This is a genomic window from Janthinobacterium sp. FW305-128 (assembly GCF_020858135.1).
Taxonomy (GTDB): Bacteria; Pseudomonadota; Gammaproteobacteria; order Burkholderiales; family Burkholderiaceae_D; genus Janthinobacterium.
In genome coordinates, this window is sequence record NZ_JACYMK010000005.1 from 114,397 (window position 1) to 138,072 (window position 23,676).

The window sequence follows — 23,676 nt, forward strand, 5'->3', positions numbered from 1 at the left end:
CATGGCGGCTCCCTAGTACTTCCAGCTCAGGGTGGCGCTGCCATTGCGGCCGGCCGCGTACAGCGACTGGGTCCAGTACAGGCTGGTCAGGTGCTTCTTGTCCGTCACATTGTTCAGGTTCAGCGACAGGCTGACGTTGCGGCTGATGGCGTAGCTGGCCATCAGGCCCAGTTGCGCGTAGGCGCCCTGGTGCAGGGTGGTGCTGTCATCGACCTTGTTGTAAATGGCGTCCTGCCAGGTCAGGCTGGCGCCCACCTTCAGCGCCGGCACGGCCGGCACGTGATAGGTGGTGGCCAGGTGAAAGCGCTTGCGCGGGATGAAGGTGCGCGCATCGTGGCCGTCTTCGCCTTCGATGCGCAGCTGCGCATAGCCGGCGTTCGCCTGCCAGCCTTTCGCCAGCTCGCCCGAGGCATCGAGCTCGAAACCCTGCGATTCCGAATCGACGCCCTTGTAGAACGTCTTGAGGTCGGGCGTGGTGCCGGCCGCCTCGGCCACGTTCTTCTGGCGCGTCTTGAACAGGGCGCCGGACAGGTTCAGGCGGCCGTCGAACCAGTCGCTTTTCAAGCCCGCTTCCAGGCTCTTGCCGGTGGCCGCCGCCAGGGTCTGGCCCGTGCGGTCGATGCTGCTTTGCGGGTTGAAGATTTCCGTATAGCTGCCGTAGGCCGACACATGGCGGCCGATGTCGTACACCAGGCCGAGATAGGGCGTGGTATCGCTCTGCGACTTGGCCTGGCTGACGCCATACGCGCTGCCCGTGCTGTCGGCCTTGACGGTGTTCACGCCCGCCAGCAGCTTGGCGTTGTCGGCCAGGTTGAAGCGGGCTGCCAGGTAGGCATTCTTGCGTTCGTCCTTGTAGGCGCTGCCATCGGTCGATGCATCGAAGAGCGGTTCCGGGTAGGAGCCGTCGAAGGCCGTGCCGTTCGGCAGGGCCGTGCCGATGCCGCGGCCATAATACGACACGTCGTCGAGCGTGGACTTCGACCAGGCCAGGCCCATGCTGAGGTCATGCCGGCGCCCGGCCAGCGTGAATGTGCCCGTGGCGGCGACATCGAGCAGGCGCTGCTTGTTGGCCGAGGCATAGCGCGAAGGGTAGCTGAACAAGCCGTCGCCCGTGGCCTTGTCCGGCGTGCCGTAGACGTAGAACAGTTTGGAATCGGAGGTGGAGCGGTTGTAGGTGGCCGTGGCCGTCACGCGCCAGTCGGCATTGAACTGGTGCGCCAGTTCGGCGAAGGTGCTGTTGTTGAGGATGCTCCAGCGCGACCAGTCGGCCGACGTCGAGGCGGAAATCGGGTAGTCGGTCGGCGTGCCGTCCGTGTAGGCGACGGGCAGGGCGCCCCACATGCCGCCCCTGGCCAGGTTGTTCTGGTAGCTGTGGCCCACGGCCAGGCGGGTGTCCGGCGTCAGTTTCGCTTCGACGATGGCGTAGGCGACATCCTTGCGCGGCGAGTAGCGGTCCAGGTGGGAATCGCCTTCCTCGTGGGCGGCGACGAAGCGGGCCGCCACCTTGCCGTCGCTGCCGAGCGGCGTCGAGACGTCGGCATCGACGCGGCGCGTGTTCCAGGAGCCCAGCGTGACGCCGGCAGCAGCGGCCAGGCCCTGGGTCGGGCGCTTGCGCACGAAGTTGACGGTGGCCGACGGATTGCCGGTCGAGGAAATCAGGCCATTCGCGCCGCGCACGATGTCGACGCGCTCGAACAGCGCCGTATCGAGGTCGCCCATCACATTGCCGAAGACGAAAGGAATGCCGACGCCGTCGAACTGGAAGTTGGTGATGTCGTAGCCGCGCGCCGTGTAATAGGTGCGGTCCGTTTCTACCGCTTCCACCGTCACGCCCGTCGTTTGCGCCAGCACCTTGCTGGCGTTATCGAGCCTGAAATCGTCCATTTGCGCGCGCGTGACCACGGAAACGGCCTGCGGCGTCTCGCGCAGCGACAGGTCGAACTTGCTGGCCGAGGCGCTTTTGCGCGCCGTGTAGGCGTTCGCGTCGCTGCTGCCCGTGACGGTAATGGTTTGCATCATGGGCGTGTCTTCGCCAGCGTCATCGGCGGGGGCGCCGTCGGCGCCATGCGCCATGCCGGCGCCGAGCGCCAGTGAAATGGCCAGGGCCAGCGGGCGCAACGACAGCGCGGCGGGGGAGGATGGGGTGGACGGTGCGGCGGAAGGGGTGATGCGACCTGGCATTGAAACGGCTCCTGAATCAAGGATGAGAATGAGAATAATTCTCAATTCTATTTGAGGAGGGGCCGGAATGGGGACTTTTTGTGACTGAAAAGCGTTGTTTTTTTACATCTTTACACGGTTTTACGTGGAAAGCTCCTGCTCCCGAGCGTAAGTATCGGTCATGCGCAGCCGATGCCGGGCGCGAAAAAAAAAGACAGCCGAAGCTGTCCTTGGTATTCGGGGCGAAGCCGCCACGGAAGCGCAGACCCGGCGGACGCGCTCCCGTGGCTACCGCCGCGATTACTTCGCTGGCGCTGGCGCAGGTGCTGCCGGTACGGCTTCTGCCGCTTTCGTTGCATCCGCTTTTACCTTGGCTTTGCTGGCTTTGTGATGGGCCTTGGCCTTGCTGACCTTGGCGTCGGCCTTGGCGCTGGCCACGTCGGCTTTCGCATCGGCGACGACGGCCGCTTCTTTCGCATCGGCTTTCACGACGGCCTTGGTTTCCTTGGCTTCCGCTTTTGCTACGGCTTTCGTGTGGGCCGCTTCCGCCTTGGCGGGAACCGGTGCTGCCGGGGCGGCAGGGGTTTGGGCGAAGGCGGCGGTAGCGAACAGGCTGGCGACGAGGGTGGCGATAACTTTTTTCATTGTATTGTCCTGGAGAGTGGTAAGCGATTGTCTGGGTGATTACTTGGCTGCTGCCGGTGCTGCTTCAGCGGTGGCCGATGCCAGCTTTTCGTCAGCCTTGGCCTTTGTTTTCTTGGCTTTGTGGTGGGCCTTGGCTTTCGTGGTGGCCGCTTCCGCTTTGGCGCTGGCGACTTCCGTTTTCGCGGCGACGACGGCTTTCGCTTCTTTGGCGTCCGCTTTCACGACCGTTTGCGCTTCCTTGGCATCGGCTTTTACGACGGCCTTGGTGTGGGCCGCTTCGACTTTGGCGGGCACTGCCGGAGCTGCTGGGGCTGCGGGCGTCTGGGCAAAGGCAGCGGTTGCGAACAGGCCGGCGATCAGGGTAGCGATTACTTTTTTCATGGTGCAGTCCTCAGTGGTGGTTTGTCTGGTGTATCTGTTGGTGGTGGGATGATTCCCGTGTCACTGAGCATAAAACGCGCCCCGGAAGCTTACCGTTGACCTTGTTTACACTTTCTTACAATCAGGTGTTTTATAGGATGTTGCTGCATGATGCTGGCATGAAAATGAAAAAAGACAGCCGAAGCTGTCTTTTTGTGTGGCGCAAAAAATGCGCTGTGGGGATTACTTGGCTGCTGCTGCGGTCGCTTCAGTTTTGGCTTCGTCAGCCTTGGCCTTGGCTTTTTTCGCTTTTTTGTGGGCTTTGGCTTTGGTGACGGCGGCATCGGCCTTGGCGCTGGCGACGTCGGCTTTGGCATCGGCGGCAACGGCGGCTTCTTTCGCATCGGCTTTCACCACGGCCTTCGTTTCTTTTGCTTCTGCTTTAGCCACTTCCTTGGTGTGCTTGGCTTCGGCCTTGGCCGGCGCTGCTGGTGCTGGGGTTTGAGCAAAGGCTGCGGTAGCGAACAAGCCGGCGATCAGAGTAGCGACAATGTTGACAGTGCGTTTTTTCATGATGCAGTTCCTCGAGAAGTGGGGTTGTAGTTCAGGAGATCAATCCCCTGTCACTGAGGCAAAAACGCGCCGTGCGGCAATTGCGTTGACACGTTTTCTCTCAATTACAAACACTTACATTTGCCGGGGCAGGCGCTCTGTTAGCTGGCGTACCGCGCCTTGGCCCCTGGCGGCCTAGACTCGATGCCATCGTCACCGCATGGGTCCGCCATGAAAGCCGCCTTGAAAACCTATCAAGCCAAGCGCAACTTCGCCGTCACGCCCGAGCCTGCGGAGGGCGGCGAGGCGGCGGGCGGCGGGCTCAGCTTCGTCATCCAGAAGCATTGGGCCAGCCGCCTGCACTATGACTTTCGCCTGGAACTGGACGGCACGATGAAAAGCTGGGCCGTGCCGAAAGGCCCCAGCTACGACCCGCGCGACAAGCGCATGGCCGTGCAAGTGGAAGACCACCCGATTGCCTACGCCAGCTTTGAAGGCACGATCCCCGAAAAACAGTATGGCGCGGGCAAGGTCATCATCTGGGACAAGGGCACGTGGCAGCCCCAGCCGGCCACGCCCGATGCGCGCAAGGCGCTGGCGGCCGGCGAGCTGAAATTCACCGTACATGGCCACAAGATGCACGGCAAGTGGGTGCTCGTGCGCATGAAGGGCAAGGGCGAAAAGCAGCCCGCCTGGCTGCTGATCAAGGAAAAAGATGAATATGCCCGGCCGGCGCTGGAATTTTCTGTCGTCGACGAATTCCCCGACAGCGTCAAGCACAAGGCCATGCCCAGGCGCAAACACAGCGCGGAGCAGGCGGCTGCGCCAGCCGCGAAGCTGCCAGCCGCCCTGTCGCCGCAGCTGGCCACGCTCGTCGATGCGCCGCCGCCAGACGCGCAAGACTGGATGTTCGAGGTGAAATTCGACGGTTACCGCATCCTCGCGCGTTGCGATGGCGAACGGGTCAGTTTGATCACGCGCAATGGCAACGACTGGACGGCGAAACTGCCGAAGCTGCGCCAGGCGCTGGAAAAGCTGGGCTTGCCGCCTGGCTGGTATGACGGTGAAATCGTCGTCAACGACGCCAGCGGCCACCCGGATTTTGGCGCCTTGCAGCGCGCCTTCGAGGCGGACACCACCAGCGAGATTGTGTATTACCTGTTCGACGTGCCGTTTTTCGACGGCCACGATCTGCGCGGCCAGCCCGTCGAAGCGCGCCGGGCCTTGCTGGAACAGCTGCTGCAGCGCTTGCCCGCTTCGCCGCTGCTGCGCTTCAGCGAAGCGCTCGACGCCAAGCCCCGGCAATTGCTGGCCCACGCCTGCCGCCTGGGGCTGGAAGGGGTGATTGGCAAGCGGCGCGGCTCGCCCTACGTCACGCGGCGTTCCGGCGACTGGATCAAGCTCAAATGCGGGCTGCGCCAGGAATTCGTCATCGGCGGCTATACGGCGCCGCAAGGCGCGCGCGAAGGCATCGGTTCGCTGCTGCTGGGCGTACACGATGACCAGGGCAAGCTGCGCTATGCGGGCAATGTGGGCAGCGGCTTTGACGATGCGGCCTTGCGCGACTTGCGGCGCCGCCTCGACGCCCTGACCATCGAGACGAGTCCGTTCGCGGGCAAGGCGGGCGGCGTGCGCCAGCCCATCTGGGTCAAGCCGGCGCTGGTGGCCGAGGTCGGCTTTGCGCAATGGACCAGCGGCGGCGCCGTGCGCCACGCCGTGTTTCACGGCTTGCGTGCGGATAAACAGCCGGCCGCCATCGTGCGCGAGCGGCCACAGCGAATCGACAGGGAGAAGACGATGCCAAACCAATCCAGGCCGGACAGCGTCTTGCCGGCCAGTTTCAAGGTCAGCCATGCGGACAGGGTGATCGACCAGGACAGCGGCGCCAGGAAGATCGACCTGGTGCGCTACTACGCGCTCGTGGGCAAGCTGATGCTCGTGCATTTGCGGGGCCGGCCCGTGTCGCTGGTGCGCGCGCCGTCCGGCGTGGGCGGCGAGCTGTTTTTCCAGAAGCATGCGGACACGTCCGCCATGCCCGGCGTCAAACAGCTCGATCCCGGCCTCGATCCCGAGCATGCCAGCATGCTGGAAGTGGCCAGCGTACAGGGCCTGTTGTCGGCGGCGCAGTGGAATGTGGTGGAATTTCACACGCAAAATGCACTGGCCAGCGCCTACGACACGCCGAACCGCCTGGTGTTCGACCTGGACCCGGGCAAGGGCGTGGCCTGGCCCGCCATCCGCGAAGCGGCCGTGCTGCTGCGCGCCTTTTTGACGGAACTGGGCTTGCCCGCCTGGCTGAAAACCAGCGGCGGCAAGGGCTTGCACGTGGTCGTGCCGATCCGCCCGAAACACGACTGGGATACGGTCAAGGCGTTTTCGCAAGCCATCGTGGCGCACATGGCGCAGCTCATTCCCCAGCGTTTCGTCCTGAAAAGCGGACCGTCCAACCGGGTCGGCAAGATCTTCATCGATTATTTGCGCAATGGCCGGGGCGCCACCACCGTGTGCGCGTGGTCGGCCCGCACGCGTTCGGGGCTGGGCATTTCCGTGCCGCTGGCCTGGGAGGAGCTCGACCAGCTGAAGGCGGGCGACCAATGGAACGTGGGCAATGTCCACAGCCGTCTCGACGTGGGCAACGCGCCGTGGGCTGGCTATGCGCGCAGCGCGAAAGGGCTCGATGCGGCGATGAAAAAGCTGGCCTTTACGCCTCCGGCTTGAATGTCACGGTGGCGCGCGCCAGCTGCAGGGCTTCGTCGATGGCGGCGTTGAGCTGGGGAATCTCGACGGGTTTGGTCAGGTAGCGGAAAAAGCCCGCGGCAAGGCCATGCCGGATGTCGCCCTTCATGGCGTTGGCCGTCAGGGCGATGACGGGAATGTGCGCCGTGCGCGGATCGTTGCGCAGAATGCGTTGCGCCTGGTTGCCGTTCATGCCGGGCAGGTTGATATCCATCAGGATGACATCGGGCTGGCGTTCCAGCGCCAGCGCGATGCCCTGGCGCGCATCGGTGGCCGAGATCATGCGCAGATGCGGCAGGAAGCTGACGATGTCTTCCACCAGGCGCAGGCTGGCCGGATTGTCTTCCACGTACAGCAGCAGCGCCTGGCCGCTGGCGTCGTCCCCGGCGTCGCCGGCAGGCTCGGATAGCCCCTCCGTGTCCAGCGGCATGCTGTCGGGCGGCGCGGCCATGGTGTCGAGTTCGATCCAGAACACGCTGCCCTCGCCAAGGCAGCTGTGCACGCCCATGCGTCCGCCCATCAGTTCGACCAGGCGCTTGGTGACGACCAGGCCGATGCCCGTGCCTTCTTCGCTGCCGGCCTCCTGCCCCAGGCGGTTAAACGGCTGGAACAGTTCGGCCATCTGCGCGTCGTCCAGCCCCTTGCCCGTGTCGCGGATGGCGATGCGCACGCACAGCGCATCGGGCTGCGAAATTTCCAGCTCCACCTTGCCGGCCGGGCGGTTGTACTTGATGGCGTTCGACAGCAGGTTCAGCAGCACTTGCTTGAGGCGCGTATGGTCGGCCCTGAGCGTCAGCGCTTCGCAGGCGGGAAAGATCAGGTGGATCTGGCGCTGCTGCGCCTGTTCTTCCACCATCACGCGCACTTCCTCGATCAGCGCGGGTAGCGTCACCGCTTCCATCGACAGGCTCAGGCTGCCTGATTCGATCTTCGCCAGGTCGAGGATTTCATTGATCAGGGTGAGCAGGTGGCGTCCCGAGGTGACGATGTTTTGCACGAAGGTGCGTTTTTGCAGCACGGTGGCGGGCAAGGCTTCGTTGGCCAGCAGCTGGGCAAAGCCGAGGATGGCGTTCAGCGGTGTGCGCAGCTCGTGCGACATGCTGGTGAGAAAACGGTCCTTCGCCTGGCTGGCCCGCTCGAGTTCGACTTTCTGCTCGTTGAGCGTGCGTTCGATGCGCTTGCGCTCGGAGATGTCGCGGATGGCCGACGACACGAGCACGCCTTCGTCCGTTTCCAGCGGCGACAGGCTGATTTCGACGGGGAATTCGGTACCGTCGCGGCGCAAGCCGTACAGTTCCAGCCCGGCGCCCATGGAGCGGGCGCGCGGCGCCGTGGAAAACGCATGGCGGTGGCGCGGATGGTCCATCGCATAGCGGGCCGGGATCAGCACTTCCACATTGCGCCCGAGCAACTCCGCGCGCGAGTAGCCGAACAGGCGTTCCGTCTGCGAATTGACGAGCACGATCTCGCCATCGCCGTTGACGATGACGATGGCGTCCGGCGCCGATTCGAGCAGGCCGCGGAACTTCTGCTCGGCGCGGCGGCGGTCGCTGACGTCGCGGATGGCGCTGATGACGAAGGTGCCGATCTCCGTCTGGATGGGCGACAGGCTGATTTCGACGGGAAACTCGATGTTGTCCTTGCGCAGGCCCAGCAACTCCAGGTCGGCGCCCATGGTGCGCGTGCGGGGCTGATCGAAATAGCGCGCGCGGTGCGCCACGTGCGAATGGCGCAGCCGTTGCGGCAGCAGACTATCGATTTGCCTGCCGTTCAATTCGCCTTCCGCGTAGCCGAACAGGCGCTGCGCCTGCTGGTTGGCCAGCACGATGGCGCCCGTGGCATTGACCATGATGACGCTGTCCGGCGTCGATTCGAACAGCACGCGGTAGCGCACCTCGACGAACTGGGCGTCGCGTGCCGCCTTCAGCAAGGTCGTGTCTTTCATGGTGGAAATCAGGTAGCGGGGGGCATCCGCCCCGGCCTGTGCGACCTGGCATGCGACATCGACGTGGATGAGTTCGCCATCCTTGCGCCGCCGCAGCGATTCGCGGTCGTAGCTGCCATGCAGGGTCAGCTGTTCGTCGATCAGCTGTGCCGCCTCGGCTTGTCCGGGCAAGGAGATCAGCTCCCACAGCGTGCGGCCCAGCGCTTCGTCGCTGCCATAGCCGAAGATGCGCTGGGCACCCACCGTCCAGCGCACGACGGCGTGCTCTTCGTTCGTGATGACAACGCCGCCAGGGGCGCCGCTGAGGATAAGCTGATCTAACTCGGCATCCATTTTTTTCCGCACGCGAGACAGGGCTTGCCGGCTGGCAGGCCTGTGCATAACGTAGCGAGAAGCTTGATCAAAGTCAATGCATTTATAGTATTGACTATTCTCGGTGGCGTGGGGCGTGCCTCAGGCCGCCTTGCGCCTGGCGGACGCCGTTTTGCGCGCAGGGGACGCGGCCGTCCGCTTGCGGACCGGCGCCGCGGACGTCTTCTTGCCCAGGCTTTGCTGCAGCAGGGCGACCAGGTCGATCACATTGCTGGCGTGTTCCTCTTCCGGTTCGGGGGCGGGCGGCGTGATGGTCTTGGTCTGTTTCGCCTTGATTTTCTTCTTGACCAGCGCCAGCACGTCTTCGCGGTAGCTGTCGTGGTATTGCTCCGGTTCCCACGCTTCGCTCATGCCTTCCACGAGCGACAGGGCCATCTTGAGTTCCTTGTCGGAAATGCCGGCCGCCTTCAGGGTGCTGGCGGGCAAGTCCAGGTCATCCGTGGGGCGGATTTCATCAGCGTAGCGCAGGGTGTTGAGCACGATGGCGTCGCCCACGCAGACGAGCGCGCACAAATGCTGCTTGGTGCGCATGACTACGCTGGCGATACCCACTTTGTTAGCTTTGCGCAAGGTTTCGCGCAGCAGCGCATAGACTTTCTCGCCGCCCTTGGCGGGCAGCAGGTAATACGGGTGCTCGTAAAAGGTCAGCGGCACTTCCGCCGCATCGACAAAGGTCAAAATGTCGATGGTTTGCGTGGCCTTCACGTTCGCCTGCCTTAAATCCTCGTCGGACAGTACCACGTACTCGTCCGTCTTGTATTCATAGCCCTTGATGATGTCGTCCCACTCGACTTCCTTGCCCGTCTGCTTGTTGTAGCGCTTGTAGCCGATGGGCGCGAAGTCGCGCCGGTCCAGCATGGACAAGTCCAGCTCGTGGTCGAGGCTGGCAGAAATCAGCTCGACGGGAATGTGCACGAGCCCGAAGCTGATGGCGCCTTTCCAGAGTGCGCGCGCCATCGGCTAGTCTCCCACGCTGCCGGTGACGGGCAGGACGATGCCGCTGATGTAGCTGGAACAGGCGGGCGAGGCCAGGAAGACGTAGGCGGGCGACAGTTCCTCGGGCTGGGCCGGGCGGCGCATGTCCGTGTCCTGGCCGAATTTCTCGATCTCCTCGGGCGACTTGTCGGCCGGATTGAGCGGCGTCCACACGGGGCCGGGTGCGATGGCGTTCACGCGGATGCCCTTGTCGAGCAGGTTGCCGGCCAGCGCCATGGTGAACGCATGGATGGCGCCCTTGGTGGTGGAATAGTCGAGCAGGTGCTTGGAACCCTGCAAACCCGTCACGGAACCCGTGTTGATGATGGACGCGCCCCGCTGCAAGTGGGGCAGCACGGCCTTGGCCATGTGAAAGTAGCCGTAGACATTCGTTTTCATGGTCAGGTCGAAGCGTTCTTCGCTCAGGTCCAGCAAGGATTCGGCGTGCTCCTGGAAGGCGGTGTTGTTCACCAGCACATCGATGTGCGTGAAGCGTTCCAGCACCTGGCTGATGGCTTGCTGGCAAAAGCCCTGGTCGCGCACGTCGCCGGGGATCAAAAGACAGCTTTGGCCTTCCGCTTCCACGTAGCGCTTCGTTTCGTTGGCGTCCGCGTGTTCGTTCAGGTAAATGATGGCGACATCGGCCCCTTCGCGCGCGTACAGCACGGCCACGGCGCGCCCGATGCCCGAATCGCCGCCCGTGATGACGGCCACCATGCCGGCCAGCTTGCCGCTGCCACAGTAATCGGGCGCCAGGAAGCGCGGTTTCAACTGCATTTGCCCCTCGATGCCCGGTTTGTCCAGGTGCTGGGCGGGCAGGGGTGTGCCTGGCTGGCTGCGGCTGCCCGTCTGTACGGGCTGCTTGCTGTCCTGTTTGCCTTTTGCTACGGCATCACGGCCATCCTGCTCCTGCTGGATGGCGCGCTGCAAGTTGCCGGCGGACTGGTCTTTGTTTTCGTTCATGCTGGCCTCCCTGGAAACGAAGACCCAGTATCGGCGCGGCGCCGGCATCAAACGGTGCGCTTGCTAACAGAGTGGCGCAAACGGGCGTAAAGTTATATGATGATTGACATAAATGTAGGAGGGCAGCATGAAAGTGAGCAGGGAGCAGGCGGCGCTGAACCGCGAGCGCATCGTTGACGTGGCGGCAAGATTGTTCCGCGAAAAGGGCTATGACGGCATCGGCGTGGCCGACCTGATGAAGAACGCGGGCCTCACGCATGGCGGCTTCTATGGCCATTTCGCGTCCAAGGAAGACTTGATGATCGAGGCGTGCCAGCATGCCTTGAATAAGTCGCTGGAAGGCTGGCGGGCGAAGGTTGCCAGCGACCCGCAGCGCGCGCTGCCGGCCATCATCGACAGCTACCTGACCACCCGGCACCGCGACCAGCCGGGCGGCGGCTGCCCGGCGGCGGCCATGGGCGTCGACGTGGCGCGCATGTCGCCCGGCGCGCGCCCCGCGTTTACGCAAGCCACGCGGCAGCAGTTCGCGCTGCTGGAAGGCTTGCTGCCCGACGGCGCGCCCGATGGTGCGCCGGAGCGGCGGCGCCAGCAGGCCATTGCCACGTTTGCCGCCATGGTGGGCGCCATGGTGCTGGCCCGTTCCGTCGATGACGAAGCGCTGTCGGCGGAAATCCTCGATGCCGTGAAGGCGCAATTGCTGCCAGACTGATCGCGTTCCCCCTGTCAGCCGGCCTCGTCGCATGATAGGCTTCGGTTTTCAGATTTTGGGATCATCCATGCTGCTCTGGCTCAGGCAATACCGGCGTCCTCTGTTGGCCGGAGACATCACCGCCGGTATCGTTGTCGCCATGATGATGGTGCCGCAAGGCATGGCTTACGCCTTGGTGGCCGGTTTGCCGCCCGTGGTCGGCATCTACGCCAGCATCTTGCCGCCCGTGCTGTATGCCTTGTTCGGCAGCAGCATGACGCAATCGGTGGGCCCCATGGCCATCGTCTCGCTAATGACGGCCGCGGCCCTGGCGCCGCTGGCCGACCCCGGCTCCTCGCTGTACATCGTGCTGGCCGCCCAGCTGGCCTTCATCAGCGGCCTCGTCCTGTTGCTGTGCGGCGTGCTGCGGCTGGGCTTCATGGCCAGCTTTTTGTCGCGTCCCGTGATCAGCGGTTTCAGCAATGGCGCCGCCATCCTGATCATCTGGGGCCAGATCACGCCCCTGCTGGGGGCCACCTGGCCACACTGGCACACGCCCAGCCTCGTGCTGGGGCTGTCCGGCCTGCTGTTCCTGTGGCTGGCCAAGCGCTACGCATCGCGCCTGCTGCAGCGCTGCGGGCTGAACAAGGTGGCCGCCGACGTGGGCGCGCGCCTGGCGCCGATGGCGCTGGTGCTGGCCGGCATCGCGCTCGTCGCCTATGGCGGCCTGGAAGCGATGGGCGTGCAGACGACGGGCCACGTGCCCAGCGGCTTGCCGGGGCTGAATCTGGCCACCTCGGGCGCCCATTGGCGCACCTTGCTGTCGCCGGCCCTGCTGATCGCCTTCATCATCTTTCTGATGAGCATGTCCGCCGCCCAGACCCTGGCGCAAAAGCGCGGTGAAAAGCTGCATACGAACCGCGAACTGCTGGGCCTGGGCGCGGCCAACGTGGCCAGCGCACTGTCGGGCGGCTTTCCCGTCACGGGCTCGATTTCGCGTTCGGCCGTCAATTTCCAGGCGGGCGCCAACACGCCCCTGGCCAGCATCATCACGGCGAGCCTGCTGGCGCTGGCGCTGGTGGCGCCCACGGGCTGGCTGGCCCTGCTGCCGCTGCCCGTGCTGGCCGCCACCATCATCTTTGCCGTCAGCAGCTTGCTGGACTGGGATACCTTGAAATTGTCGTGGCGCTACGACCGCAGCGATGCGCTGGCCCTGCTGGCGACGACGGCCGGCGTGCTGGTGCTGGGCGTGGAAGCGGGCGTGGTGATCGGCGTGCTGCTGTCGATGGGCACCCTGATCTGGCGCGCCAGCCGCCCGCATATCGCGGTGCTGGGGCGTATTCCGAATAGCGAGCACTTCCGCAACGTGGAGCGCTACGAGGCGCAGACCTTGCCCGACGTCTTGCTGCTGCGCATCGATGCGGGCCTGTTCTTTGGCAACGTGGAAGCCGTCACGGAGCGCGTGGAAGACGAGCTGCGCGGCCACCCGACGGCGCGCCATCTGGTGCTGGTGCTGTCGGCCGTCAACCAGATCGACAGCACCGCCTTGCTGGGCTTGATCGAGCTCAACAGCACGCTGGCCAAGCGCGGCATCAGCCTGAACCTGGCCGAAGTAAAGGGCCCCGTGATGGACCGCCTGCGCCAGAGCAGCCTGCTGCAAGACCTCAGCGGCAAGCTGTACCTGAGCACGGCGCTGGCGACGAACGATTTGAGCGGGAGCACAGCATGACAATGGAATTGAACCTGCATGGCGAGCCGCGTGCGATCGGCAGCGTGCTTGCGCTGGAACAAGCGCTGCAGGAAGCGCGCGCCCTGGCCCAGTGCGAGCTGTGGCTGACCATGGCGAGCGATGCGGAGCAGGGCCCGGCCCTGTGCATGCTGCGCAATGGCGGCAACGCCTGGCTGATGTATCTGTCGGGCCAGGATGACCTGAGTTTTCACTCGCTGGGCGACGAGGAGGCCGACGGCGTTTGCAGCTATCTGCTGTCGAATGGCCAGGTGGATGAATATCCGGAAGCGTGGTGCGTGGACGTGGAACACTGCCAGCATGCCTTTGCCGCATTTTTCAGGACGGGCGGCGCGCGGCCCGCCGCCATCGCGTGGGAGGCGGATTGACATGCCGCACACCATCATCGCCGACATCGACACAGACTTGCTGGCCGCGCTGGAGTCCGGGTCAGGTTTGCTCACGCTGCGCGCCATCCTGCTGCGCTACAAGGCCAGCGGCGTGACGGCCGCGCAAGTGGCCGGCTTGCTGCAGGAACTGCGTCCTGCCACGCAGGAGGGCCCGCTGGAAGACGTGATACTGGACGCCCTCGACATGGTGACGGGCTGGTGCGCGCCGCAGCTGCGGGTATGGGACGAGGTAGGGGAGAACCGTGCATCTTGAAAAGTTCAAGCAGGTGATGGGCCAGCCGTCCGCCGAACGCCATGGCTATTTTGTGCGCAAGGTAGCTGATACGCAAGAAGTGTGGGGCTTGTACCACGACGGCTGGGCCACGGCGCAAGCCGACGGCAAGGTGGCGATTCCATTCTGGCCGGAAGCGGCATACGCGCAAGCGTGCGCCAGCGGCGAGTGGGAACATTTCCAGCCGCGCGCCATCGCGCTCGACGATTTTTTGAGCAAGTGGCTACTCGGCATGGCTGGCAACGGCCAGCTGGCGTCCGTCTTTCCCGTGCCGCAGGGCCGCGCCAGCATCGCGGCGCCGGACGATTTACGGAGGGATTTGCAATATGAGTCAGAGCAATATGAATGAGGGCCAGGATCGCCTGGACGCCTGGTACGACGGCTCGGCCATCTGCCTGATCGCCGTCGGCGCGCATGGCGACCCGCTGGACCTGGGCGACGACGAAGTGCGCGCCCTGATCGCGAAGCTGCAGCAATGCCTGGCCGAGTCCGAGGCAGGCGCGGTGCCTGATTGAAGGTTCAGGCCGCCGCCAGCGCCTTTTCCATCGCCACGCTGGCCAGGCTGATGCCGCTCGGGTGCGCATACGCTTCGGCGCGCAAGGCAACAAAACCGGCGGCCCGGTAAAACGGTTCCGCATTGAGCGAGGCGGACAGGTGCAGGCGCACTATGCCGCGCTGGCGCGCCAGCTGCTCCAGCGCCGCCAGCAGGCGCTTGCCGATACCGAGTCCCGCGCGCGCGGGATCGACGAAGACGGCATCGACTTCCTGCTTGTCCGCATCGAGCATGGCATAGCCGGCGATGGCCTCGTCCTGCATGGCGACGATGCCGCCACCGGCAGCCAGCATGGCGCCATACGATGCCGGCACGGGCGAGGCCGTCCACGCGTCGATCTGTTCCGGCGCATAGTGCGTGGCGCAACTGACGCGCACGGCCACCGTGCGCAGGGCCCACAGGGCGTCGATGTCGGAGGGCAGGGCGGGGCGCAGGGTGATGGTCATGGGGTTTTTCCGGGTAAAAGGAGCATGCTAGCGCAATGGCTTGCACGGCGCCAGCATGAGTTTGTCAATTGTCACTGCGCCGGCTTGTCCGGATCGAAGTAATACGAACCCGGCGGCGCACCCGGCACTTTCACGCGGAACTTCAGGCCGGACAGCAGCTTGTCCCACAAGGCGATGGCCTCTTCGTCCGTCAGCGACGCGGCTTCGGCGGCGCCGACCATGTTGTGGGCGACTTTGGTGTACATGGATGCTTCCAATACCGCTGGATAGGCGATATCGCGCGGCGTACCGACCAGCGTCCATTCAAAATCATGCACGCCATCGGTACGCCGTATCAACGATTCCTCGCCGTGCCAGTGCTGCACGTCACGCTTGCCTTCGCGTAGCAGTGTGCGAGCGGGATAATTCTTGCCTTGCTGGTCTTTCGCTTCCTGGATGCGAGCAAGTAATGATAATTTCCCACGTACTTTTGCATCATATTCGGCAGGAGGATAGTCACCGTAGGCATTTTTATTTGATGTGATGGAAAAAGTCACGTCTGGAAAGCTGGGGAAATACAGGCCTGCATCTGCCATTTCCTGACTATCATATTTGTTGTCGGTCATGAAACTATTTTTGACGCAATAGCCAGGTTCCTTGGGAACTTCATTTTCATCGCGCAGACGTAAGTTATTAGCGCGAACCATTTGATTTTCTATGGAATCTGCTATTGTTTCACCTTTTCGTGTTGATCCGTCAAGAATGAATATATGGTTTCCTTTTGTGATGTAGGTTTTGAAGATTAAACGCCCACCTTTTTTGGAGAATTCTCCATCATAGTATTGAAGTTGCCAGCTATTTTCTATTGGACCTTTTCCATTGTATGTAATTTCAGAGGTTGGGTCATTTTTTTTTATTTTTTCAATTTCTTCTGCTATGCGTTCGTTTTTTTCTGGTATTCCGCCTGGTATGGTCTTGATTTCCGAAAGAATTGTTGTCCCTCCTGATATGAGTTGTGCTTCTTGCGGAATCTCTAGGGCATAGCGCCCGAAGCATACTATTTTTGTTTTTAAAAATAGTGTTTCCAGGCGTTTGCTGATTTTGAAATTTTCAAGCATTATGATCTCCTTGGCTGAATTTTTTTTCGCGTAGGCGGATAGGAATACCATCGCAATAACCGTAATCGTGAGGAAAATTGTTTTCTCTATCTTATTGTTCATGGCTTACTCCCATTTTGCCGTCTTGGCAATTTGTACGATGGAATACAGCATGGATGCCATTACATTTGTATCGGCGTAGCTGTTCTGGTGTTCATAACCGTTCGCTTCCGCCGTGCCATGTACGAAAAGTGTGCCTGTGATATGCTGGGCAGAACGGTCTGACGGCACCGTTCCATCACCGCGTGCATTAGCTGCTTGTAGCCTTAACTTTAAGAATTTACCTCCGGCCTGGACCAGGAGTTGTCCCTTTGCATCATCTTCAAGTAACTTCCATTTTTCAGGTAACGGCTCGAATTTATTCCACGGATCATTTGAGCCACTATGAAGACCTTCAATTAATTTAAATACGACGTCGCCGTAACTTAAAAAATTTCGGGAAGCGCAATAGCTTGCATAAGTCTTTGGATGGAATTTTTTTTCTATGGACGATAGAAATTTTGAGGCGGATGTTATTCTCTCCATTGTTCTTTCTATACCCCCACCTTTTTCATAAGGAAGGTCTGCGGGGTTTACCCATTTTGGATTGATTAGCCTCCACCACGCATTGGCGGGTTGAAGGTAAATGCTTTCCAGTGCAGTGGCCTTATCGCGAGGCCAGCTCCATAAAACTTTATCCTGTGCATCTACAATTTTCAGCCAATTCTGGCCATATGCCGCACCTGGCAACATTTCCAGTGGCGCTGGTGCATTTGCCAGAATGGCGGTGGCGTATTCACCGTCGATCCCTAGAATGCTGGCCTCTATTTTTGCTATCGAACCTTCTCTTTCCTGAAATCCAAAACGCATGCGTTTATACGCTCCTGCGGCGCCAATGGTCGGCATCACGTTGTGATAAATGCCCAGAATTTTTACATCTTTATCGTCTAACATATTTCCATAGCTGGGGTGTATTAATGCACGGGCCAGCAAGCCCCCCATGCTATGGGTAACGATGATGACTTCGTTACATTTGAATCCGCGTTCCTGGTAGCCTTTGACCAGGCCGCGTAGTCGCTCTGCAATAGTGACGGCGGATACCCCATTGCTCTTGATAAAGTTATAACCCATCGCATGCACTGGATACCAGCAAGGAGAAATTTTCTTTAAATCGCTGACGGTAATGGCTTTCCCAGATGACGCGCCAAAATTTTCTGGATCTTGCAAAAGCAGTGCGCCAAGGCCACTTGTTTGACGCCAGACAGGATGTGGCTTACCGTCGGAAATCATGTTATTGAGATGCAATTCGGCAGCCCGCAACATTGTTCCGTACGCACCAGCAAATAACACTTCACTCCATCCTCGCCAACGGGCTATTTGTGCTGGGCTTTGATATGAGCAGGCTTTACCTTGATTCGGGCGTGATGTTGTCGCTATCCTGTTCGTTCCCATCAGAGGAGGAATGGGCGTAAAGCTGTCAGGCACATTTTGATGCCGCGCATCCGCGGCTTTGGTTTCCGCACCATCTGGATCAAAGCGGCTATTGCTCTCGGTATAGTGGTAATACTCGACTTCGGTTTCTGTGGGATCAAACACCAATTGACGCTGCCGTGGCGACGCATCTTTGAACCAGCCACCCAAGCCGTTGCCTGTGAGGACAGCCGTCTTGCCTCCCGCACCCATCATATCGTCTGGCCGCCAAGCCCGATTGTCTGGACGGCGCAATTCTTCCTGGCGAACCTTGCTCATCCTTAGATTGCTGCCCATCACGCCTGGCAGGAAAATGACAGGAATGACTTTGCCAGGCGGCACGGTGACGTCATGCCGAGCAGTATCTTTTGTTTCCGTCATCGAAACAGCGAGTTCCGCCCACCCTCCCACGCCCTGACTAAACTTTGCAGGATGATTGCCGCGGTTATTCAAGTCCTCACATTTACTCATGGCAGTTCTCCCTTATAGCGAATGATGTAGCTGTCCATGCCCGTGGATTTTTGTAGCTGCGTGGAACCGTCTTCCGCGCTTTTGCCGGGCATGTTGCCGTCATCGCGCAGGATTTCAAAAGCAATGCCAACGGCCGGTGTATCGTCGACATTCACCAGCAACACTTCCTGGTCAAAACTGCTGTGTGGCCGTTCATTGAATTCCTGCGACACGCTCTTCGGCGCCAGGGTCTCCAGGTTGCCGTTGAAGAGCACGGGGGAGGAGGTGAAGAACTGCACCTTGTCGCTGATTTCCAGCATGTGGTTGGCGCCGTGCAGGCGGATGCCTTTCTTGCCCTTGATGTTGACCCAGTCCGCTTCGCTGATCAGCGACAGCACTTTCCTCGCAATGACTTCGACCTCGTCGCTGTGCGCTTCGATGGACACCTTGCCGCTGGCGGCGATCAGCTTCATGCCGGCCTTGTGCACGAACAGGCTGAAGCTCCTGGCGATGCTGGCAAACATGCTGTCGCCGCTGGCGAGTGAAATATGCTTGCTGCTGCTGAGCGCCACATGCTCGCTGGCGGCCAGGTGGATGGACTGGCCCGTGCTCAGCTCGATGCCGGCCGGGCTGGCCAGCACCAGATGTGGTTCGGACAGTTCCGGGAAATCGCCGCCGGCGCCTTTGATGGCGGCGTTTTGCCGTTGGATGGCGTCGACCACGGCGCCTTGCTGTGCGGTACTGTCCTGCGCGCCCGCATCGACGGCCATGCCGGCCAGTCCCTCCTGCAGTTGGCGTGCCTGCGCCAGACGGGACTGTGTTTCGTCGAGCTGTTTGACCGATCCCGTTCCTGCTGATGTTTCTGTGCTGATCAGCATGCCTTTGGCGGCGCGCAGGGCGCCCCAGGCATTGCTGGCCAATTCAAAGCCCGCGCCGCGCGCTTCCTTGCGGCCGGCGTTGTCGTCGATGCGGGTGATGTTGCCCAATGACAGCCGGCTGTCCTGGTGCTCGCTGCGCAGCTGTGCCTGGATCGCGCCCTTGGTGTCGTCGAGCACCAGGTGGTTGGCGCTGCGGGCACCCAGTTCACGGCTGCGCACGCCGGACAGGGCGCGTTGCTGCGGCAATTGCCATGGCGGCGGATTGGCGCTGTTGTAGACCACGCCGATGACGATGGGATGGTCGATATTGCCGTCCTGGAATTGCACGACCACTTCCTGACCCACGCGCGGCAAGGCGATGTGTCCCATTTGCGCTCCCGCCATCGGCATCATGACCCGTATCCATGGCGAGCTGCGCTCATCGAATTTGCCCAGGCGGTCCCAGTGAAATTGCAGGCGGATGCGTCCCAGGGCATCGGTATGGATTTCTTCCCCGGCCGGCCCGACCACCAGTGCCGTCTGCACGCCGGCAACCACGCACGGCGTGCTGTTGTAGCCACGGCCCGGGCGCCAGCGAATGTCCCGCCGCACGCACACCAGCGTGTTCGCATAATCCGATGGCGCGCTGGGGCCCGCTTGATAATTGTTGCTGGCGATATGCTCGGCTGACAGGATCAGGTACTCGCGTTCGGCAATACTGTCCGGGCGTTCCTGGCCAGGCTGATAGCGCTTTTCCTCGGCGCTGAAATGTCCATCGAGCCGGAAGCAAAGGCCGGGCTGCGCGCCACGGTGATTGCCTGCCGCCTCGAAATACTGGCGCAGATGGTCGCTTTCTTCCATGCGGCGCTGTGCCAGGGACTCTCCATCATCGACATTGCTGTAGCCATAGGCGCCCGTATCTTCATACAACTCGTGGGCAAATACGTCGCCCTGGCGATTCAGCGAGTAGCCGCTGGCAAGGCGTGGCTGCGGATTTTTATAGTCGAAACTGGCCAAGGTCAGCTGCCCGGAGCCGATCCGGCGCACGGCTTGCCATTGTTGCAGGCCATCGTCTTCCAGGGAACCCGACTCGGCGTGAAAGCGCATGGCGCCGTCGCCGGATGCCGTGGCGATCATGTCCGCCAGGGTGCTGTTGTCCGCGAGCCACAAGGTGTGGCCATCGGCGCGGTGCTCGTACCAGTAATGCCAGCCGAGGGCTTCCCAGCGCCGGTGCAGGTGGTTGTAATCGGTTTCATTGTGCTGGTTGGCGCAGGTAATCTGTGGATCGTCGCCATGGATGCTGGTTTTCCAGTCGCGCTGCCCGTAGTGCGCGAACGTTGTTTCGGTCAGCTGCATGACGCTTTGGCCATGAAAGGAGACGTTGTCCTGGCGCAGCCGGGCAAAGGCCAGCCACGGCTGCAGCACCATCCGGTACCAGGCGAAGCCGCCGTCTGCGCGCAGCAGGCAGAATTCGCCCACATAGCCGTTAAAGTGGCGCAGCGTGCCATCGTCGCGCACCATGGAAATGGTGACCATGCGGCCCATCATGGCCTTGAGCGCGATGTGTGCGTCGTCCGACAGCAGCTCGGCTTCGAAACGGAAATCGCGCGATACTTCTTCCCTGGCGGTCAGCGAATTGACCAGCAGGATGGCGCCGGCCGGTCCATCGTCATGGGGGAAATCGATCTTCAGCAGGCGCCGCTCTTGCGCGGCGAGGTCAAAGGCCGATAACGCCGCCTGTATGCTTGCATGCATGGCCTGCCTCCCTTATAGCGATGTGATCAGGCGGGCGCCGCAGGCGGTGGCATCGCCGTCATAGGCGTACGGCTTGCCCATGTGCTTTGCGCCGGCGCCGTCTGGCGTGATGGGAAAGCTGCCCTTGCACTTGGGACAGAAAGTCATGTCGTCGGCCAGCGCCGCCGTCTTCCCCATCACGGTGCTGCCCGACGATGCACTGGTGACCTTGCCGCCGTGATCGGTTGCGTCTCCTAGCCGGATGACGCCGCGTCCCGCATGTTTCATGCTTGCCTCGCTTTCAGGGATAAACTGCTCAAGCCAGTTGCAGCAAATAACGCACCTGCGCGCCGTGTACCTTGCCCTGTGCCGTCTGCAAGAACGTCGTCCAGCCGAGGCGCCTTCTTTCTGAAGGGTTGGAACTCAGGAGCAGGGGCCGGATGCACGGCGGACTCAGTATCAGCCGCACTTCGTATTGCACATCCGGCACGCCAAACAGCGCCAGCATCTTTGCCAGTGCCGCCGCACCTGCGCTGTGCGGCAGGAAGCGTTGCAGGCCGGCAGTATCCAGCGGGCCGATATGCAGGCAGACGCGCATGTCCTGGCGCCACAGCCGCAGACCAAGCGTTGCGCCGCGCGCCAGAACGAAGTTGACACTGCCCAGCAGGCTGCGCCGGTTTTTTTCCAGATAGTCCCAGCCCCCGACAAATTGTTGCAGGGTGACGGGTACGCCGCAGTATTCGGCCAGCACGGGACCTATCGCCTGAGCTGAAACGGGGCGGCAGCGCAGCAGGCCAGCGTACCAGGCTGCGACGTCCTGCGTCACGGCGCCAGCTTCGCCGTTCGATGGCAGCGCATCGCGCGGTACGCCGGCCAGTGCCGTCAGCAAGGGCAGTTGCGCATCTTTTGCATGGGTCTCGCGTGCGGACTCCAGGCGATATTTTTCCCATGCCTGGCAATACAGCGAGACCATGCGGTGCGAAAAGATATCGAGGAAGGCCGAGACGCCGGCGTCCTTGCTCGACAGGCGGCAGGCGGCGATGCGTTCCGAGTGATGCAAGGGTAAGGTGCCGCTGGCGCCCAGAAAACGCATGAAAGTCGGTGTCAGGATCAGTTGTTCATGCTCGTCGAGCGAGAGCTGCTCGATTTCGCTGGCTGGAAAGTTCAAGGACAGGCTGTTCTTGAAGCGCAGCACCTGGCTGAAGGCTTGTGCATGGGACACGTTCTGCTGACGTAGCCAGCACAGCAGAATACGCACCGCCTGCACGAACTGGTAGCGGTAAGGCTCGGCGAGCAAGTGTTGCATTACACCAGATTCTGCAATCCGCTTCTTGGTTTGCATCGGATCAGCTCCTCTCCGCTTTGCAGTGACAGCACCACCAGTTCGATGAAACTGTTGATTTGCACATACAGGCCAAGAAAGTGGTCGATCACCTGCACAAACAGGTGCATGCCGCTGCCGATAAAGGCTTCCTCGTCCAGCGTGATGCGCACTTCCACGCCATGCGCCAGCGAGGTGCCGCGCCTGTGCCGCAGCCATGTCGTGGTTGGCGAGTGCGCCAGCGCGACGATGCCGCCTATCTGGCGTTGCGAACTTGCCGATTGGGACAGGTCGTACAGCGTCAGCATTTCGCGCAGCGCCGGCAGTCCCTCCTGGACCAGTGCGTGATGATTCAGCGCCAGATGCGAAATCAGGCGCCAGTGCAGACCTGCGCCTGGCGAAAAGCGTCGCGGCTGGCTGGGGCGTCGCAGCATGTGCAGCGCGGGTCCGCCAGCGCACGGTTGCAAGTCTCCTTGCGGCTGGCCGTATTTGAGTGCAAGGGGAAGATCGCGGTTGCTGCATGTCAGCGACAGCGACAAGCTGGCCTTTTCATGGATCAGGGGATTGAAGTCGCTGTCGATCAGCGTGATTTTCTTTTCATGACCCGGGCTTTTGATGGCCAACGCCGTATCGTGGCGCATGATCCAGTAATGGCCTTGTTGCGCCGTACCCTCGCCATGCCGCAGGCTGTACAGCGGGCGGAATTCGCTCAGCGTGCTTTCGCCGCCGCGTTGGCGCAGCAAACGCACGGAGTCGATGGAGACGACTTCGTAGCCATGCGCATGGGTGGCATGGGCCAGCACGGGATAGTCGGTTTTCTGCCGGGTGACGGAGATCGGCACGCCCTCCTGGCGGAAGAGATTGACCGCCGGACTGCAGCCCAGCTTCAAGTTTTCGCTGGAAATGCTGGACAACATGCGCGCCGTCGCGGAATCGGGTCGCAAACCGGCCATGCACAGATGGAGGGTGAAGCGCTGGCAAGCAAGCGGCAAGGCGGCACTCAGCGCCGCGATATCGATGTCAAAGAAATTGAATTTTTCCGGATACGCAAAATACTCGCTCAGGATGCGGTATGCCGGCTGCGAACGGGCACCGAACGGTATCAAGGCATCCGAGTCGGCGAAGCCGACGGGGGCCAAAGGGACGGCGGGCAGGGCCGTCCATTGCGCCGCGTCGGCCGACACAAAAGCACAGACGGTATGCATGAACAAGGCATCGCGCAATGCGGCGGAAAAAGAAGCCTCGCCATCGATGAAAACGCGCAGCGACGCGGGCGCCGCACCGGGATGCCTGATGCCGATGTTCAGCGAGGCGCTGGCCGATGCTGGCAGGCGTACGCCCGGTGGCGCCTTGATCATCGCATCGAAAGCGGCGCTGTCCAGTACCGATGCGCCGGTCGTCATATCGTACGCCGTCTTGAAGCGGCAGCGTACGCCACGCACCGGCGCTGTATCCATTTCACTGCCGGCAGGCAGGTGCAAAGCATCCGCTCCGGCCGCCGGGGCGCACTGGCGCACGATGCTGCAGGATGGAAAGGGACGCAGGTAATGCGGGAACAGGGCTTCGAACAAGGCTTCGGTAAATTGCGGATAGTCGTCATCGAGCCGTTTTGAGATGCGTGCCGCCAGCATGGCCACCGATTCGATCAAATGTTCCACGTGCGGATCTTCGCAAGATTCGCCAGACATATGCAATTTGCCGGCGATTCTCGGATAGCGCTCGGCAAACTCACGGCAATGTCGCCGCAGCATCACCAGCTCGCGTTCGAAATACGGCAGCAAGTCTTCCATCTTTCTTTTCCTGTGTCTTCGCGGCGGAATGGCCAGTATCCGAGCGTTTGCTCCAAGGAAAATTGCGTTTGCGCAAATAATTGAACAGGGTTACTGCGCAACATCAAGGACTTCCACGCTGCCAACATCAGACTGGC

21 protein-coding genes are annotated in these 23,676 nt (G+C 61.7%); 7 read left to right on the forward strand and 14 right to left on the reverse strand.

Annotated elements, in window-relative coordinates:
* Positions 1-12: 12 nt before the first annotated feature.
* The 4 genes from IGS60_RS12430 to IGS60_RS12445 all read right to left on the reverse strand — a co-directional run bounded on the left by IGS60_RS12430 (position 13) and on the right by IGS60_RS12445 (position 3,738).
* A complete protein-coding gene (locus tag IGS60_RS12430) occupies positions 13-2,181 on the reverse strand; it encodes a TonB-dependent siderophore receptor (protein WP_230504667.1) in 2,169 nt (722 codons plus the stop codon).
* A 279-nt stretch (positions 2,182-2,460) separates the two neighbouring features.
* Positions 2,461-2,805 (reverse strand): hypothetical protein, encoded by a 345-nt coding sequence (locus IGS60_RS12435; RefSeq protein ID WP_230504669.1) that lies wholly within the window; start codon positions 2,803-2,805, stop codon positions 2,461-2,463.
* 39 nt (positions 2,806-2,844) lie between these two features.
* Complete coding sequence (locus IGS60_RS12440; protein WP_070219505.1) at positions 2,845-3,186, reverse strand: hypothetical protein; 342 nt, start codon at positions 3,184-3,186, stop codon at positions 2,845-2,847.
* A 222-nt stretch (positions 3,187-3,408) separates the two neighbouring features.
* The gene (locus IGS60_RS12445) at positions 3,409-3,738 is read right to left on the reverse strand and encodes a hypothetical protein (RefSeq protein ID WP_070289293.1); all 330 of its coding nucleotides are present in this window, start codon (positions 3,736-3,738) and stop codon (positions 3,409-3,411) included.
* A 210-nt stretch (positions 3,739-3,948) separates the two neighbouring features.
* Between IGS60_RS12445 and ligD the strand changes: the two genes are divergently transcribed.
* The gene (ligD, locus tag IGS60_RS12450; RefSeq protein WP_230504671.1) at positions 3,949-6,435 is read left to right on the forward strand and encodes a DNA ligase D; all 2,487 of its coding nucleotides are present in this window, start codon (positions 3,949-3,951) and stop codon (positions 6,433-6,435) included.
* Here the strand turns inward: ligD and IGS60_RS12455 are convergent.
* The 3 genes from IGS60_RS12455 to IGS60_RS12465 form a co-directional block, all read right to left on the reverse strand.
* Positions 6,419-8,731: a PAS domain S-box protein gene (locus IGS60_RS12455; protein WP_230504673.1), complete on the reverse strand. Its 2,313-nt coding sequence runs from the start codon at positions 8,729-8,731 to the stop codon at positions 6,419-6,421. The two genes, ligD and IGS60_RS12455, sit on opposite strands and share 17 nt — an antisense overlap.
* A gap of 120 nt (positions 8,732-8,851) precedes the next feature.
* A complete protein-coding gene (locus IGS60_RS12460; RefSeq protein WP_230504675.1) occupies positions 8,852-9,727 on the reverse strand; it encodes a Ku protein in 876 nt (291 codons plus the stop codon).
* A 3-nt stretch (positions 9,728-9,730) separates the two neighbouring features.
* Complete coding sequence (locus IGS60_RS12465; RefSeq protein ID WP_230504677.1) at positions 9,731-10,708, reverse strand: SDR family oxidoreductase; 978 nt, start codon at positions 10,706-10,708, stop codon at positions 9,731-9,733.
* Between the two features lie 127 nt (positions 10,709-10,835).
* On the opposite strand from IGS60_RS12465, the gene IGS60_RS12470 reads away from it, so the two are divergent.
* The 6 genes from IGS60_RS12470 to IGS60_RS12495 all read left to right on the forward strand — a co-directional run bounded on the left by IGS60_RS12470 (position 10,836) and on the right by IGS60_RS12495 (position 14,318).
* Positions 10,836-11,417 carry a TetR/AcrR family transcriptional regulator gene (locus tag IGS60_RS12470; RefSeq protein WP_230504679.1) on the forward strand — a complete coding sequence of 194 codons (582 nt, stop codon included), beginning with the start codon at positions 10,836-10,838 and terminating at the stop codon, positions 11,415-11,417.
* 67 nt (positions 11,418-11,484) lie between these two features.
* The gene (locus IGS60_RS12475) at positions 11,485-13,125 is read left to right on the forward strand and encodes a SulP family inorganic anion transporter (protein WP_230504681.1); all 1,641 of its coding nucleotides are present in this window, start codon (positions 11,485-11,487) and stop codon (positions 13,123-13,125) included.
* A complete protein-coding gene (locus IGS60_RS12480; RefSeq protein ID WP_230504683.1) occupies positions 13,122-13,511 on the forward strand; it encodes an Imm1 family immunity protein in 390 nt (129 codons plus the stop codon). The genes IGS60_RS12475 and IGS60_RS12480 overlap by 4 nt, the downstream gene beginning before the upstream one ends.
* A gap of 1 nt (position 13,512) precedes the next feature.
* Positions 13,513-13,785 (forward strand): hypothetical protein, encoded by a 273-nt coding sequence (locus IGS60_RS12485; protein WP_230504685.1) that lies wholly within the window; start codon positions 13,513-13,515, stop codon positions 13,783-13,785.
* On the forward strand, positions 13,775-14,152 hold the full coding sequence (locus IGS60_RS12490) for a DUF2750 domain-containing protein (RefSeq protein WP_230504686.1): 378 nt from the start codon (positions 13,775-13,777) through the stop codon (positions 14,150-14,152). Before IGS60_RS12485 ends, IGS60_RS12490 begins: the two co-directional genes overlap by 11 nt.
* The gene (locus tag IGS60_RS12495) at positions 14,130-14,318 is read left to right on the forward strand and encodes a hypothetical protein (RefSeq protein WP_139143560.1); all 189 of its coding nucleotides are present in this window, start codon (positions 14,130-14,132) and stop codon (positions 14,316-14,318) included. The genes IGS60_RS12490 and IGS60_RS12495 overlap by 23 nt, the downstream gene beginning before the upstream one ends.
* A gap of 4 nt (positions 14,319-14,322) precedes the next feature.
* Here the strand turns inward: IGS60_RS12495 and IGS60_RS12500 are convergent, their stop codons facing one another.
* The 7 genes from IGS60_RS12500 to tssF all read right to left on the reverse strand — a co-directional run bounded on the left by IGS60_RS12500 (position 14,323) and on the right by tssF (position 23,539).
* On the reverse strand, positions 14,323-14,802 hold the full coding sequence (locus IGS60_RS12500; RefSeq protein ID WP_230504688.1) for a GNAT family N-acetyltransferase: 480 nt from the start codon (positions 14,800-14,802) through the stop codon (positions 14,323-14,325).
* Between the two features lie 71 nt (positions 14,803-14,873).
* Entirely contained in the window at positions 14,874-16,001 is a 1,128-nt protein-coding gene (locus IGS60_RS12505) for a T6SS immunity protein Tli4 family protein (protein WP_230504689.1), read from the reverse strand.
* Between the two features lie 3 nt (positions 16,002-16,004).
* Positions 16,005-17,858: a triacylglycerol lipase gene (locus IGS60_RS12510; protein WP_230504691.1), complete on the reverse strand. Its 1,854-nt coding sequence runs from the start codon at positions 17,856-17,858 to the stop codon at positions 16,005-16,007.
* Entirely contained in the window at positions 17,855-20,449 is a 2,595-nt protein-coding gene (locus IGS60_RS12515) for a type VI secretion system Vgr family protein (protein ID WP_230504693.1), read from the reverse strand. Before IGS60_RS12515 ends, IGS60_RS12510 begins: the two co-directional genes overlap by 4 nt.
* Before the next feature lie 12 nt (positions 20,450-20,461).
* Complete coding sequence (locus IGS60_RS12520; protein WP_070219429.1) at positions 20,462-20,716, reverse strand: PAAR domain-containing protein; 255 nt, start codon at positions 20,714-20,716, stop codon at positions 20,462-20,464.
* A 28-nt stretch (positions 20,717-20,744) separates the two neighbouring features.
* The gene (gene tssG, locus IGS60_RS12525; RefSeq protein ID WP_162995730.1) at positions 20,745-21,734 is read right to left on the reverse strand and encodes a type VI secretion system baseplate subunit TssG; all 990 of its coding nucleotides are present in this window, start codon (positions 21,732-21,734) and stop codon (positions 20,745-20,747) included.
* The gene (tssF, locus tag IGS60_RS12530; protein ID WP_230504694.1) at positions 21,734-23,539 is read right to left on the reverse strand and encodes a type VI secretion system baseplate subunit TssF; all 1,806 of its coding nucleotides are present in this window, start codon (positions 23,537-23,539) and stop codon (positions 21,734-21,736) included. Before tssF ends, tssG begins: the two co-directional genes overlap by 1 nt.
* Positions 23,540-23,676 lie beyond the last annotated feature (137 nt).